This is a genomic window from Desulfovibrio sp. 6_1_46AFAA (assembly GCF_000224635.1).
Classification (GTDB): Bacteria; Desulfobacterota; Desulfovibrionia; order Desulfovibrionales; family Desulfovibrionaceae; genus Desulfovibrio; species Desulfovibrio fairfieldensis.
On the sequence record NZ_JH114303.1, the window covers coordinates 375,358 to 389,349 of the forward strand.

The following is a 13,992-nucleotide window of genomic DNA, read 5'->3' on the forward strand; positions in this document are numbered from 1 at the left end:
AGAGAGAGAGAGAGAGAGAGAGAGAGAGAGAGAGAGAGAGCATCATGAGGCCGTATGCGTCGGATGACCCGGCTGCCGCGGCTATGGAAAGGCGCTATGCCCGCCTGTTGAGCAATTTCTACGACCAGATCTACGAGCTGGATTTCAACGCCGATTTTTACCGTTCTGTCTTTCAGAGCGGCGAAAAATTCTGTGCGCCGCCGGAGGGCCGCGGCCTCGCCGTCATGCTGGAAGCGGCCGCCGACACCCTGATCCATCCCGAGGACAAGGCCGGCTTCCGGCAGATGTTCCGGCGGGAGGAACTGCGCCGCGCCCTGGCGACCACCGGCAGAAGCACGGGCGCCGAATACCGCAAAAAATGCCTGGACGGCAGCTACCGCTGGGTGCGCATCATGGTTTTTCCTTTCGACGAGAGCGGGCGGGAACGCTATCTGATCTGCTTTCAGGATATCGACGGTTACAAACACCTCGGCGCCAGCACCCGCGAAAATGTCATCCTGCACCTCCAGAGCCTGGATTACCTGCGCTACAGGGCGATTACCGAACAGACGCGCAGCCTGGTCTTCGAATGGCAGGAACAGACGCTCACCTATGTGGACGCCGCGATTCCCCGGCTGCTGGCAGGAAGTTACGACGGCCGACATCTCTTTGACCTCTGGCGCGAAGACAGCGTCCTTTTTTCCGAAGACCGCCCCATGTTCGGAAATTTTCTGCGCGCTCTGGCCGCCGGCGATCTCTCCAGCGCGGTCACCGTGCGCCTGCGCCGCAGGACGGGCGCGTTCACCTGGTACGTCGTTTCCTGCACCCGGATCGACAACACCGCGACCGGCGCGCGCTATGTGGGCAGCCTCCGGGATGTGGACAAGGCCATCCACACCGCGCACTCCCTGCGCCAGCAGGCGGAATACGACGACCTGACCGGAGCCTGCACCATGCCTACCTTTCTGGGAAAAACCGAACGGCTGCTGCGCAGGTATCCGGACACGCCGCGCCATATCGTGCGCTATGACGTGACGGGCTTCAAATCCATCGACGAACGCTTCGGCCAGGAAGAAGGCAGGCGCCTTTTGCGGGCCATCTCCTACCTGACCAAAGAGAACCTCTCTGCGGACCGGGAGATTTTTGCCCGGCTCTCCGGCGATATTTTCCTGGCCTGCCTGGAGGGCGACCACGAACGCGTCTGGAAATTCATGGAATGGCTGCGCTACGGCACCGCGGAATACGCCAAGGCCTACCGGCCCGAACTCTTTTTCGGCGTCTGCCGGGTGGATGACCCGGCAACCCCGGTGCGCGAAATCTGCGAGCGGGCCTATCTGGCCCTCAAGTCCGTCAAGGGCCGCGGCATGACCGACTATGCCTTTTATGACGACGAGTTGCGCAACCGGGTGCTGGACGAACTCTTCATCAAGGACCAGATGTACACGGCCCTGGCCGAAGGCCAGTTCGTAGCCTACCTCCAGCCCAAGGTGGAAATATTCAGCGGGCGCATTGTGGGAGCCGAAGCCCTGGCCCGCTGGCGACATCCGGAACGGGGCCTGATCCCGCCGAGCCGTTTTGTGCCCTTTTTCGAACGCAACGGCTTCATCATCCAGCTGGACGAATACATCTGGGAGGAGGCCTGCAAGCTGCTGCGCTCCTGGCTGGACAAGGGCTACCGTCCCCTGCCCGTGTCCATCAATGTCTCGCGCATGCACTTCAACGACAACGGCTTCTGCGACAAATTGCGGGCCCTGACCGACAAATACCGACTGCCCCGGCATCTGCTGGAACTGGAGCTCACGGAGAGCGCCTTTTTTGAAAATGAAAAAATCCTCCAGCGAACCATGCACAGCCTTCAGGAGAACGGTTTCGCCTTTTCCATGGATGACTTCGGCACCGGCTACTCTTCGCTGAACACCCTGCGTGCCCTGCCTTTCAATACCGTCAAGCTCGACCGCGCCTTTGTCAGCGACAGCACGGGCAACCAGCGCGGCCGCATTGTGGCCCGCAACACCATCGTCCTGGCCAAGCAGCTCGGCATGCGGATCATCGCGGAAGGCGTGGAAACCGTGGAGCAGGCCCTTTTTCTGCGGAACATGGGTTGCGACCACGCCCAGGGCTTTTATTACTCGCGCCCCATGGACGCGCGGGAATTCGAGGTCTTCAGTTTCGTGCGCGGCAAAAGCTTCTGGGTGGACCCGCGCCTTCAGGACCGCCTCCCCGGCACGGAACCCGACGAAGCCGCGGAAGAATAAACCACGTCGCAACGTGCCCGGATTGCCAACGATTGGCGGGAATGCTAGAAAAAAACTGAACGAAGCCCCTTGACATGGGTTTCCAAACGCCGACCGCGTCGAGGATGCGTAATGGAACAGCGGGTTCAGACATCGGCCGCCCCGGCGCTGGGACCGGCGACGGACGAGATGGAGCAGGCCCGCTACAACTGCGTGCTGCGCAGCATCTTCGGCGAAATCTTTGAAGTGGATTTCAGCGGCGACAGCTACCGCCTGATCCACATGGGCGACGTGCTCTTCTGCCCGCCGCCGCCCGGCATGGGCGTGGCCGCCACCCTGCGGGCCATTGCCGAGACGCTCATCCATCCTGAAGACCGGGAAATTTTCCTGCACCTGCTCAATCCCAAGACCCTGCACCAGGGAGAAAGCCTCAAACAGGGCTATGCTTCCGGCGACGTGCGCAAAAAATGCCGCGACGGGCAATACCGCTGGGCGCGCTTCACGGTCTTTCCCTTGGCCTGCGCCGCTTCCGGCCGCCCTCTGCATATGATCTGCGTGCAGGATGTAGACGAACAGAAACGCGCCGTCGGCCTGGCCCGCGAAAACGCCCTGCTCCAGCGTCGGCGGCTGGACGAGCTGCGTTACAAGGCCGTGCTGGACCACACCAATACCCTGGTGTTCGAATGGCGCGACAATCAGCCCACCTACACCTCGCCGCACATTCCGCAACTGTTGGCGGGCGATTACAACGGCCGCTGGCTTTTTGACGTCTGGCGCGAGGACAATGTGCTTTCCCCGGAGGACGGGGGGATCTTCAAGGACTGCCTGAACGCGCTGGAACAGGGCGCCTCCTCGGGCGAGATGACCGTGCGCCTGCGCCGCCGGGACGGGCGCTTCATCTGGTGCAGGGTCACCTATACCTGCCTGACCGACCCGGACCTCGGCATCCGCTACATCGGCACCATCAACGACGTGGACGAAGTCACCCGGGCCACGCAGGCCCTGCACTTCAGGGCTGAATACGACCCCCTGACCGGCGCGTACAACATGCAGACCTTTTTTGAAAAGGCCGACCTGCTGATCCGCCAGGGCGACGGGCCGCGGCATATCGTGCGTTTCGACGTGGCGGGCTTCAAAGGCATCAACGAAATGTTCGGCCTGGAGGAAGGCGACCGCCTGCTGCGGGCCATCGCCCATCTTGTGCGCGAACAGATCGACAAACGGCTGGAAACCTTCGCCCGCCTGTCCGGCGACGTGTTTGTGGCCTGCCTCGCGGGCGACCGCGAGCGGGTCCGACATTTTGTGGGCTGGCTCTCGCGCCAGTTGCGCGAATATACCCAATCCTACCGTGTCATGCTCTTTTTCGGCATCTGCCCGGTGGAAAAACGCAGGACCCCGGTGCACGTGCTCTGCGACTGGGCCCATCTGGCCCTGAAAACCGTCAAAGGCAGCGATCTGACCAACTACGCCTTTTACGACGGCGAGTTGCGCGCCCGGCTGCTGGATGAAAATAATATCAAGGACCAGATGCACGAGGCCCTGGAAAAAGGCCAGTTCGTGCTCTACCTCCAGCCCAAGGTGGAGATTTCCAGCGGCCGAATTGTGGGGGCCGAGGCCCTGGCCCGCTGGCAACACCCCACGGACGGGCTGATCCTGCCGGGCCGCTTTGTGCCGCTGTTCGAACGCAACGGCTTCATCGTCCGTTTTGACGAGTACATCTGGGAACAGACCTGTAAAATGCTGCGCCTCTGGCTGGACAAGGGCTATCGGCCCACGCCCGTGTCCATTAACGTCTCCCGCATGCACTTCAACGACGACCGTTTCTGCGGCAAGCTGCTGACCCTGACCGACAAATACCGCCTGCCCCGGCACCTGCTGGAACTGGAACTCACGGAAAGCGCCTTTTTTGAAAGCGAAAGAACCCTGATCCGGGTCATGAACGACCTCCAGGAACAGGGCTTCGTCTTTTCCATGGACGATTTCGGCACGGGCTATTCCTCCTTGAGCACCCTGCGCGCCCTGCCCTTCAACATCGTCAAGCTGGACCGCACCTTCATCAGTGACGGCACGGACAATGAACGCGGCCAGATCGTAGCCCGCAACACCGTCACCCTGGCCCGCCAGCTCAAGATGAAAATCATCGCCGAAGGCGTGGAAACTGTGGAGCAGGCGCGCTTTCTGCTCAGCATCGGCTGCAATTACGCCCAGGGCTACTATTACTCGCGCCCGGTGGATCCCGAAGAATTCGAGGTGCTCAGCTTTGTGCAGGAAAAGGCCTTCTGGGTGGACCCCAGCCTCCAGGAGGAAGCCCGCCGCCTGAACCTGCCCCTGGGCTTGAACGCTCCGGACCGGGAATACTGAACCGCCGCATTGCCGGAAGCTTTTCCTGATCCGTGCGCCTCTCGGAAAGGCCGTCGGGGGGCAACGCCGCTCCCAATTCATGCCCGCCCCCCCATTGAACACCGCCCTCGTGCGGCGATTTTCCACGCCTTCGCCCCGTGGGCTTGTCCCTCGGCAATGCTTGACAGCGCAGGCCAAAGCATATATCAATTTATCTAGATATTGTGATGATAAACGGAAAGCGGTGTAAATCCGCTACGGACGCGCCACTGTAACCGGGACAAACCCAACCGAAGCCACTGTTCGACACGGACGAACGGGAAGGCAAGGCGAGCACGGGCCGGAAGTCAGGAGACGACTTGTCACAATGGCCGCGATTGGTGCGGCACGGCAGTACTGTCTCGCGTATAGGCATTTGCCCGGACTGGAGCTTACGTTTGAAATTGCCGCCCAACGGCCCGGCATCTCCGCTGTTTTGCGTTCCACGGCCCACCGGCGGATGCGCCGTGCGGCAATTTCGCGGCGCGGATTTTCCTGAAAGCCCGCGCGGAGCGGTTTGTCCCGCACAAAGTCGGACCGCCCTCTCCGGATGCATCCCTGTATTCCGGCTCCGGACGCACGTGAAATGGACTGCCCTTTCAACTCTTTTGAAAGGAGCATCCCATGCGAACTCACATTCTCGGTTTCCCGTCCATCGGAAAACAGCGGGAGCTGAAACAGGCTCTCGAAGCCTTCTGGAAAGGCGATCTTGCCGCTGAAGCGCTTGCCGAAACCTGCACGGCGCTGAAGAAACGCCATTGGCGCATCCAGCAAGACGCCGGTCTTGACTATGTGACCACAGGCGATTTTTCACTCTATGACCGCATGCTGGACATAACCCGCATGCTCGGCGCAATGCCTCCCCGCTTTGCCCCCTGCCTCAAGGACGCGCACCCGGATCTGTATTTCAGCATGGCGCGCGGCGATGCGCGGCGCAACATCCCGGCCTTGGAAATGACCAAGTGGTTTGACACCAACTACCACTATCTTGTGCCGGAAATCGATGCCGATACGCCTTGGCATCGCGAAGAGCACCCGCTGGTCGCGGATACAAGGCTGGCCGGGGAACTCGGCTTTTCGCCGAAACCGGCCCTGATCGGTCCGTTCACCTGGCTGGCCCTGGCAAAAGCCCGCAACGGCGCGCGCAAGTGGGAGCGTCTGGACGCGGTTACGGCCGCCTATGCCGACCTTTTTACGCTTCTTGCGCCCTTGTGCGACCGCATCCAGGTTGAGGAACCCGTGCTCTGCACGGAACTTCTGCCGCAAGAGGCGAGCGTGGCTTTTCGGGAGGTCTACGCGGCCCTGAACGCGGCCGGCAACGGCAAGCTCATGCTGACGACCTATTTCGGCCCGCTCTGCCGGAATCTGGATCTAGCCCTCGCTTCCGGCTGCGCAACGCTGCATGTGGACATTGTGCGCGGCAGGGAACAACTGGATGCCGTTCTGGACAAGCTCCCCGCCGACACGGCGCTTTCGCTCGGCGTGGTGAACGGACGCAATATCTGGAAAAGCGATTACGCCCAAATCCTGCCCCTTGTCACGCGGGCCGTCGCCGCGCTCGGCACGGAACGGGTTTTGCTGGGATCAAGCTGCTCGCTGCTGCACTGCCCTGTGGACCTGGAGAAAGAAACAACCCTGCCGGAGCACATCCGGAACCGCATGGCCTTTGCCGTGCAGAAGTGCGCGGAGCTGACCGACCTGCGAAACATCGCGGAAAACAGCGACCACGCGGCCCTGGCGGCCAATGCCGCCGTATTGCGGGCGGCTGCCGGGCATGCCGACAGCCGCATTGACGCCGTGCGCCGACGCGCGTCCGCCGTCACGCCGGACCAGCTTTCCCGCCGCTCGGCCTATCCGCAACGGCATGCCGCGCAGTCCTGGCTCAACCTGCCCCCGCTGCCCACCACGACCATCGGCTCCTTCCCGCAGACCGCCGCCATCCGTAAAACACGCCTGGACTACAAGCGGGGCGACATGCCGGAAGCGGACTATCTGGCCGCCATCAGACAAGAAATCAAAAACTGCATCGCAAAGCAGGAGAAACTGGGCCTGGACGTCCTTGTGCATGGCGAGGCTGAACGCAACGATATGGTGGAATATTTCGGCCAGCAGCTCGGCGGCTTCTGCTTTACGCAGAATGGCTGGGTGCAGAGCTACGGCAGCCGCTGCGTAAAGCCGCCCGTCATCTACGGCGACGTGTACCGCAAGCGGCCCATGACCGTGGACTGGATTCTCTACGCGCAGTCGCTCACGCAAAAACCGGTCAAGGGCATGCTGACCGGCCCGGTGACGATTCTCTGCTGGAGCTTCGTTCGCGAGGACCTGGAACGCGGCGAAGTCTGCAAACAGATCGCCCTGGCTATCCGCGACGAAGTGCTGGATCTGGAAAAGGCGGGCATCCGCATCATCCAGATCGACGAAGCGGCCCTGCGGGAAGGTATGCCCCTGACCAAAGCTGCGGCGGAAGACTATCTGCGCCGGGCGGTGGACGCCTTCCGTCTGGCCGCGTCCGGCGTGGAGGACGCCACACAGATCCACACCCATATGTGCTACAGCGAGTTCAACGCCATTCTGCCCTGGATCGCCCAAATGGATGCGGACGTCATCAGCATTGAATCCAGCCGCAGCGGCATGGAACTGCTGGAAGCCTTCACCGCGTTCCACTATCAGGGAGAAGTGGGGCCGGGCGTGTACGACATCCACAGCCCGCGCATCCCTGGCGTGGAGGAGATGACGGATCTCCTGCGCAGGGCCTTGCGCCACATTCCCAAGGAACAGTTGTGGGTAAATCCCGATTGCGGCCTGAAAACCCGCCAGTGGGACGAGGCATATCCTTCTCTTGAGAATATGGTCGCCGCCGCTTTGCGGGTACGTGAAAGCCTGCGCTGACGCGTACCGGACGGGTCGAAACCTGCCTGTCCCATAGATTGGTAAGGAAGTGCTGATTACTGAGGATGTTGTTCTTTGCCGAGGGCGACGGAGCGGGCCTGACGCGGGCAGAGGGCAAAAAGACCGGTAGTCAGCGCTTCCTTAAAACGGAAGACGCAGCAGACGCAGGCTGTCGGGCTGGATATAGAGCAGACGGCCCTGGCTCACGGCCTCGGGCCGGGTGACGAAACTGTCCTTGCGGATGTTCAGAATGGCTTCGGCCTCGTGGCTGCAATCAAAGAGGTGCAGGATTTCATCGTTCATGTGGTCGGCGGTGGTCCAGTGGCGGTTCACCGGCGGGCCCTCCGGGGTCAGACTGCGCAGAAAGCGGAAAATGACCGCGCGGCCGCGCTCCGGCGCGAGCCATTCCCGGCAGGCCCGCCAGAGCTCGTCCACTGTGGGCTGCTCCTCCGGGGCAAAAGGCCTGCGCACCTCCAGGGGAAAGGCGCGGCTCTGCGCCCGCAGCATGCCGTCCACCAGATTGAGATAATCTGTTTCCTGATCCAGCACGGCCCTGAAGGCCTCGGGCGCGCCTGCCAGGGCCAGCAGGGTTTCGTTGAGAATGTCCCGCGCCTTGAGCACCCGGATGCCGTGGGTCAGGCGCAGAGCATTAAGTACCGCGTAAATGGCGCAGAAGGTATCCAGTTTGCCCTGATAAAACGGTTTAACCATGCAAGCCTCCGCGCATTGTTATGCCCGCAAGCCTAGGGGGGGTCAAGGCGGACATGCCGCGCGCCCCGAGCTTTCCCGGCCTGTTTTCCTTTACAAGCCTGGTGCGCGCATGTATAAAAGGACATTCATCAACTATATCACAATACCTTGATATGCAGATATTAACCAATCCCCAAGAATTGGCGGCCCAATGCCGGGCCTGGCACGCCCAAGGCGAGGATATCGCCCTGGTTCCCACCATGGGTTATTACCACGCCGGGCATGAAGACCTGATGGTCCACGCGCGCGGCCTGGCCAAGCGCCTGGTGGTCAGCCTGTTCGTGAATCCCGCGCAGTTCGGCCCCGGCGAGGATCTGGAAGCCTACCCCCGTGATGCCGAGCGCGACGCCGCCATTGCCGAAAGCCACGGCGCGGACGTGCTCTTCATGCCCGAGCCGGGTTCCATGTACGCGCCGGACCACGCCACCTGGGTGGAGGTGCCGGAACTGGCGAAAGGCCTCTGCGGCCAGAGCCGACCCATCCATTTCCGGGGGGTCTGCACCGTGGTGCTCAAACTTTTTATGCTCACTCGGGCCGATGTCGCCGTATTCGGCCAGAAGGACTGGCAGCAGCAGGCCATCATCCGCCGTATGGTCCGCGACCTCAACGTGCCCACGCGCATTGAGGCCCGTCCGACGGTGCGCGAGGCCGACGGTCTGGCCCTGTCCTCCCGCAACGTCTATATGACCGCCGCGGAACGCGCCCAGGCCCCGGAAATCCGCGCGGCCCTGCTCTACGCCCAAAAGCTGACGCAGGAAGGCGAAACCAGCGCGGCCCTGCTGCGCGAGGCCGTGCTGCGGCGCTGGGCCGAGCGCCTGCCTCTGGGCCGTCTGGACTATCTTTCCATTGTGCATCCCGAATCCATGGCTCAGCTCAACGAGGTAAACGGCCCGGCCCTGATGGCCTGCGCGGTGCGCATGGGCAAGGCCCGGCTCATTGACAATATTCTGCTGCGTTCATAAGACGACATTCCATTTCGCAAGGAGACGACAATGCAAACCAAGGGCAAATACTTTTTCACCTCCGAATCCGTGACCGAGGGACATCCCGACAAGGTGGCCGACCAGATTTCCGACGCCGTGCTGGACACCCTGCTGGCCCAGGACTCGGAAGCTCACGTGGCCTGCGAAACTCTGGTGACCACGGGCATGGCCGTCATTGCCGGCGAAATCAGCACGCGCGGCTATGCGGACCTGCCCAAGGTGGTGCGCGATACCATCAAGAACATCGGCTATAACAGCTCGGAAATGGGCTTTGACTGGCAGACCTGCGCGGTGATCTCCTCCATCGACCATCAGTCGCCGGACATCGCTCAGGGCGTGCTGCGCACCAAGCCCGAAGACCAGGGCGCCGGCGACCAGGGCATGATGTTCGGCTACGCCTGCAATGAAACCGCCACCCTGATGCCCGCGCCCATCTACTGGGCCCACCAGCTTTCGCAACAGCTGGCCCGCGTGCGCAAGGACGGCATCGTTGACTTCTTCCGCCCGGACGGCAAAACCCAGGTCTCCTTCGAGTATCAGGACGGCAAGCCCGTGCGCATCAACAACGTGGTGGTTTCCACCCAGCACGCGGCCAGCGCCAGCCAGGGCGAAGTGGCCGAAGCCGTGAAAAACGAGGTCATCCGCCCCATTCTTGGACCCTCGGGCTATTTTGACGAAAAGGACTGCGAAATCTTCATCAACACCACGGGCCGCTTCGTAGTGGGCGGCCCCATGGGCGACTGCGGGTTGACCGGCCGCAAAATCATTCAGGATACCTATGGCGGCAGCGGCCATCACGGCGGCGGCGCATTTTCCGGCAAGGACCCTTCCAAGGTGGACCGCTCCGGCGCATATATGGGCCGCTACATTGCCAAGAACGTGGTGGCCGCCGGTCTCGCGCCGGTCTGCGAAGTGCAGATCGCCTATTGCATCGGCGTGGCCCAGCCGGTGAGCGTGCTGGTGTCCTCTCAGGGCACGGGCGACATCCCGGACGAAATCCTGACCAAGGCCGTGCGCGAAGTCTTTGACCTGCGCCCCTATTTCATCAGCAAGCGCCTGAACCTCAAGCGCCCCATTTACGCCAAGACCTCCTGCTACGGGCATTTCGGCCGCGAGCTGCCGGAGTTCACCTGGGAAGCCACGGACGCGGCGGCCGACCTGCGCACCGCCGCCAAGGTTTAGCGCGGCGTCATACGTCTGCTTTGATGGCTGGGGCTACGCCTTTCAGCTCCCGGCCGGATTGAAAAATTGAAAAAAACATCCGCGGGTCAGGGACGGCATTCTTCGCCGCCCCTGACCCGCGGATGTTTTTCCATATTAGAGCATTTCAACGTTGAAATGCTCTAAAAAGCAACAAAACGCTTTTCCCGCAGGACGCTCCGGCCCCACGTCGACGCCGGTCCCTCAACGTCCCCTCTTCATACGCCGTCTTTCGTTCCTGGAACGGCTACGGCCACTTTATTTTCCAGCCACAGCAGCAGATGGTTCGCCCCTATGGCCAGGCAGGCGGAAAGCAGGGCACCCCACATGATTTTATACATATTCATGGAGCGCAAGCCGTCAAACAAAATGCTGCCCAGGCCGCCCGCATTGATGGTCGCGGCGATGGTCGCTATGCCGATGGTCGAAACGGCGGCAAGGCGGAGTCCGGCGAAGAGGGGATTGAGCGACAGGGGCAGGCGGATTTTGTACAGCACCTGCAACGTGGACATGCCCATTCCGGCGGCGGCCTCGAGCACCGCCGGGTCCACCCCGCGCAGACCGGCAAGAAAATTGCGCAGCAGCACATATTGATTGTAGAGGATGAGAACAATGATCGCCGTGGTCGTCCCCAGGCCGGTGGCGGGAATGAGGATGGCGAACAACGCCAGGCTGGGAATGGCGTAAATCACGGAAAAGAGGTTTACCAGAAAGGCGGACCAGACCTTCGAATACATGGCCGTCACGGTCAAAACCGCCGCAGCAGCCAGCGAGAGCCCGAGAACAACGGCAACCATCCACAGATGCTCGAGAAATGCCCGGCCAAGCGTGGCGTATTGGCTGAACAGATAGTCAAGCATCGGCAAAACCTACCCAGAGCCGTTGCTGCTGCCGCGCGGAGCCGACAAGGGAGGCCACAAAGTCATCGGCCGGTTCCCGGATGATATTCATCGGCGTGTCGAACTGGCAGACTTTGCCCTGGTTCATCACAACCACTCTGTCTCCCAGCTTGACGGCCTCGGCAATATCATGGGTGACAAAAAGGAATGTTTTCTTCAGGCCGCCGTGCAATCGGAGCAATTCATCCTGAAGACTGTTCCGGGTTATGGCGTCAATGGCACCGAACGGCTCATCCAGAAGCATGATCTTGGGGTCCACCGCCAGCGCGCGGGCAAGTCCGACCCGCTGCTGCTGGCCGCCGGAAAGTTGTCCTGGGTAACGGGCACGGAAGAGGTCCGGCTCGAGGCCAACCAGACGCAGCAGTTCCTCCACCCGCGCCGCGATGCGCCGCCGGTTCCACCCGAGCAGCTCGGGGACCGTCGCGATGTTCCCGGCCACGGTCATGTGAGGGAACAGGCCCGCCTGCTGGATGACGTAACCGATGCGCCGCCGCAGCTTGATCACATCGACATCCCGCGCGTTCTCGCCGAAAAGATAAATGGACCCGGTGTCCGGTTCATACAGCCGATTCACCATTTTCAACAGGGTGGTTTTGCCGGAGCCTGACGACCCGAGAATGGTGATGAACTCCCCCTCGTTAATGGAAAGATGCACATGATCGACGGCAAACGGCCCGGAGCGGCCGAAACGCTTGCTGACGCCGTCAAATAAAATGGCGCATCGGCTCACCGCCCTTCTCCGCCGGGTTGCGGCCGTATCCCGAGGTAGAACTCCTTCGCCACATCCGCGATCTCCCTTTTGTCCACATCCACTTTGGCGTTGAGCGCGGTCATGGTGCCGGTGTCAAGAGAGGCGCTTACCCGGTTCAGGATACCCGCAATGTCGGGATGCGTCGCCAGCACGTCGGCACGAATGACCGGAGCCAGGTAATACGGCGACCACATGTGCTTGTCGTCCCGCAGAAGCGTGAATTTTTCGGTGTCCGCCAAACGGCCCTCGGTGGTATAGGCGGGAACAAGGTCAGCCTCATCATCCAGCAGAACCTGATACTTCAGGCCGTTGTCGAAAACCCGCGAAGACTTCCAGCGGAACGGCCCGTACACCTGCTCCAGGCCGGGCAGGCCGTCGGCGCGCTGGTCGAACTCTCCCTGGGATGCGAAGCGGATCTTGTGGGCATTCCGTTGCAGATCGGAGATGGTGGCTATGCCGAACTCGCGGGCCACGGATGTTTTCAGGGCCAGGCCCTGGCTGTCGTTGGCGCGGGACGGCTCAAGCCAGACAAGGTTGAAGCGCCGGGCATACTCCCGTTTGACCGTTGCGTATACCTGCGCGGGGTCCGCCATGGCTTCCATTTTCAGCACCGTCAGCAGGCCCGTCCCGGTGTATTCCGGATAGAGGTCAATCTCGCCGTTCACAATGGAGGCATGCACCACCGATCCCGCAATAGTAAAAACGCGCTTTACCGTATATCCGGCGTCTTCAAGAGCGAGGGCATACAATTCGCCGACGACCAGGTTTTCCGTAAAATCCTTGGTTCCGACCCTGATGGCCGTCCCTTTTGTCTCGCCGCCGCACGAGAACAGCTGCATCCCCGCCGCCAAAATTCCCATTGCCGCCATGACGGCCTTTTTCCAGGTTTTCATGCTTTCTCCCGCTCTCATGCCTCTCTGTACCGGAACAGCGCTTTGTCCAGGACGGCGAACGTCAATCCGCCGGCCAGCGAGAGAACCGCGACGGAGAAACCGCCGATGAGAAGCAGATCGATTCTGTTCAAACCAAGACCGGTAAAAATAATTTCGCCCAGCCCTCCGGCGCCGATTTTCGCCGCAAGGGTCGCACTCGCTATTATTTCAATGACAGCGATTTTCACGCCTGTCAAAATCATGGGCATAGCCAGGGGAAAACGTACTTTCCGCCAGACCTGCCGCCGGGTCATGCCCAGCCCCGCCGCTGTTTCCAGCATACCTTGCGGCACCCCGTCCAGACCGGCAACGGTGTTCAGCAGGATGGGCGGTACGGCCAACAACACAAGCGCGGCGGTCGCGGGCATGAATCCCGTGCCCATGACAGGAATAAGCAGAAAAAGCACCGCCAGGCTCGGAACGATGCGAAGCGTCTGGAACACGGCGAGCAGCGCTTTTTTCAGACCGCCATACCGCACGCACAAGTATCCTCCGGGGACGGCAATGAGCAGCGCCACGGCGAGAGACGCCGCGCTGATCAGCACATGCTCCCGCACCGCGGACCAGAAAGTCGCGCTATTGGCCATGAAGTATGCGATTATCGCCTGACGCATGCGGGCCTCAATGTCTTTCGGCGAAAGACCGCTTCGCCGTGGTGCATTGACAAGTATGCCAAAGTCGTCTTTGTCCGGCGTTCCGGCTTGCCGTTCCCATTGAGAAATACTTTTTACTCTTCTTTTTGCGGATCAATTTCACTATAGGGCAGATTACCTTTGAAACGCTTTCCGTTTCAAAGGGTTCATTCCGGCAAAAAGCTCGGTTATCACTGCTGCCGATCCCCGTATGGCTCCGTTGTCGCCAACGGGGACTGCCCATCGGGCTGCCTTCGGTCGCTTTGCCGGAATCCACGCCGCGCTGCTCTCAATGCCTGTACGCCCTTTGGGCTACAGGCACGGCCCTACGGGCCGCCCGTCGGGCCGGTCTTTGCGGCGCGCC

10 protein-coding genes and 1 riboswitch are annotated in these 13,992 nt (G+C 61.4%); of the genes, 5 read left to right on the forward strand and 5 right to left on the reverse strand.

Features of this window, described 5'->3' with window-relative positions; genetic code table 11:
* Positions 1-44: 44 nt before the first annotated feature.
* The 3 genes from HMPREF1022_RS11500 to metE all read left to right on the forward strand — a co-directional run bounded on the left by HMPREF1022_RS11500 (position 45) and on the right by metE (position 7,481).
* The gene (locus HMPREF1022_RS11500; RefSeq protein WP_035061494.1) at positions 45-2,234 is read left to right on the forward strand and encodes a putative bifunctional diguanylate cyclase/phosphodiesterase; all 2,190 of its coding nucleotides are present in this window, start codon (positions 45-47) and stop codon (positions 2,232-2,234) included.
* A gap of 111 nt (positions 2,235-2,345) precedes the next feature.
* The gene (locus HMPREF1022_RS11505; RefSeq protein ID WP_009303236.1) at positions 2,346-4,574 is read left to right on the forward strand and encodes a bifunctional diguanylate cyclase/phosphodiesterase; all 2,229 of its coding nucleotides are present in this window, start codon (positions 2,346-2,348) and stop codon (positions 4,572-4,574) included.
* A gap of 178 nt (positions 4,575-4,752) precedes the next feature.
* Positions 4,753-4,930: riboswitch (cobalamin riboswitch) on the forward strand.
* Positions 4,931-5,216: 286 nt separating this feature from the next.
* Complete coding sequence (metE, locus tag HMPREF1022_RS11510; protein WP_009303237.1) at positions 5,217-7,481, forward strand: 5-methyltetrahydropteroyltriglutamate--homocysteine S-methyltransferase; 2,265 nt, start codon at positions 5,217-5,219, stop codon at positions 7,479-7,481.
* 141 nt (positions 7,482-7,622) lie between these two features.
* On the opposite strand, the gene HMPREF1022_RS11515 is transcribed toward metE, so the two are convergent.
* Positions 7,623-8,192, reverse strand: a complete 570-nt coding sequence (locus HMPREF1022_RS11515; RefSeq protein ID WP_008682684.1) for a hypothetical protein — start codon at positions 8,190-8,192, stop codon at positions 7,623-7,625.
* Between the two features lie 152 nt (positions 8,193-8,344).
* Between HMPREF1022_RS11515 and panC the strand changes: the two genes are divergently transcribed.
* The gene (gene panC / locus HMPREF1022_RS11520) at positions 8,345-9,193 is read left to right on the forward strand and encodes a pantoate--beta-alanine ligase (protein WP_008682686.1); all 849 of its coding nucleotides are present in this window, start codon (positions 8,345-8,347) and stop codon (positions 9,191-9,193) included.
* A 30-nt stretch (positions 9,194-9,223) separates the two neighbouring features.
* Complete coding sequence (gene metK / locus HMPREF1022_RS11525; protein ID WP_009303238.1) at positions 9,224-10,396, forward strand: methionine adenosyltransferase; 1,173 nt, start codon at positions 9,224-9,226, stop codon at positions 10,394-10,396.
* 236 nt (positions 10,397-10,632) lie between these two features.
* Here the strand turns inward: metK and HMPREF1022_RS11530 are convergent, their stop codons facing one another.
* The 4 genes from HMPREF1022_RS11530 to HMPREF1022_RS11545 are packed head-to-tail and all read right to left on the reverse strand — an operon-like array spanning position 10,633 to position 13,610.
* Entirely contained in the window at positions 10,633-11,274 is a 642-nt protein-coding gene (locus tag HMPREF1022_RS11530) for an ABC transporter permease (protein ID WP_009303239.1), read from the reverse strand.
* Positions 11,267-12,043 (reverse strand): ABC transporter ATP-binding protein, encoded by a 777-nt coding sequence (locus tag HMPREF1022_RS11535; protein WP_009303240.1) that lies wholly within the window; start codon positions 12,041-12,043, stop codon positions 11,267-11,269. The genes HMPREF1022_RS11530 and HMPREF1022_RS11535 overlap by 8 nt, the downstream gene beginning before the upstream one ends.
* Positions 12,040-12,957, reverse strand: coding sequence for a glycine betaine ABC transporter substrate-binding protein (locus HMPREF1022_RS11540; RefSeq protein ID WP_009303241.1), 918 nt, complete (start codon positions 12,955-12,957; stop codon positions 12,040-12,042). Before HMPREF1022_RS11540 ends, HMPREF1022_RS11535 begins: the two co-directional genes overlap by 4 nt.
* Before the next feature lie 14 nt (positions 12,958-12,971).
* Positions 12,972-13,610 (reverse strand): ABC transporter permease, encoded by a 639-nt coding sequence (locus HMPREF1022_RS11545; RefSeq protein WP_009303242.1) that lies wholly within the window; start codon positions 13,608-13,610, stop codon positions 12,972-12,974.
* Positions 13,611-13,992 lie beyond the last annotated feature (382 nt).

What these genes read in the sequence shown, in the direction of transcription:
- HMPREF1022_RS11505 (WP_009303236.1), top strand. Translation starts at nt 2,346, where the DNA reads ATGGAACAGCGGGTTCAGACATCGGCCGCCCCGGCGCTGGGACCGGCG.
- panC (WP_008682686.1), top strand. Translation starts at nt 8,345, where the DNA reads ATGCAGATATTAACCAATCCCCAAGAATTGGCGGCCCAATGCCGGGCC.
- metE (WP_009303237.1), top strand. Translation starts at nt 5,217, where the DNA reads ATGCGAACTCACATTCTCGGTTTCCCGTCCATCGGAAAACAGCGGGAG.
- HMPREF1022_RS11500 (WP_035061494.1), top strand. Translation starts at nt 45, where the DNA reads ATGAGGCCGTATGCGTCGGATGACCCGGCTGCCGCGGCTATGGAAAGG.
- HMPREF1022_RS11545 (WP_009303242.1), bottom strand. Translation starts at nt 13,610, where the DNA reads ATGCGTCAGGCGATAATCGCATACTTCATGGCCAATAGCGCGACTTTC.
- metK (WP_009303238.1), top strand. Translation starts at nt 9,224, where the DNA reads ATGCAAACCAAGGGCAAATACTTTTTCACCTCCGAATCCGTGACCGAG.
- HMPREF1022_RS11530 (WP_009303239.1), bottom strand. Translation starts at nt 11,274, where the DNA reads ATGCTTGACTATCTGTTCAGCCAATACGCCACGCTTGGCCGGGCATTT.
- HMPREF1022_RS11540 (WP_009303241.1), bottom strand. Translation starts at nt 12,957, where the DNA reads ATGAAAACCTGGAAAAAGGCCGTCATGGCGGCAATGGGAATTTTGGCG.
- HMPREF1022_RS11515 (WP_008682684.1), bottom strand. Translation starts at nt 8,192, where the DNA reads ATGGTTAAACCGTTTTATCAGGGCAAACTGGATACCTTCTGCGCCATT.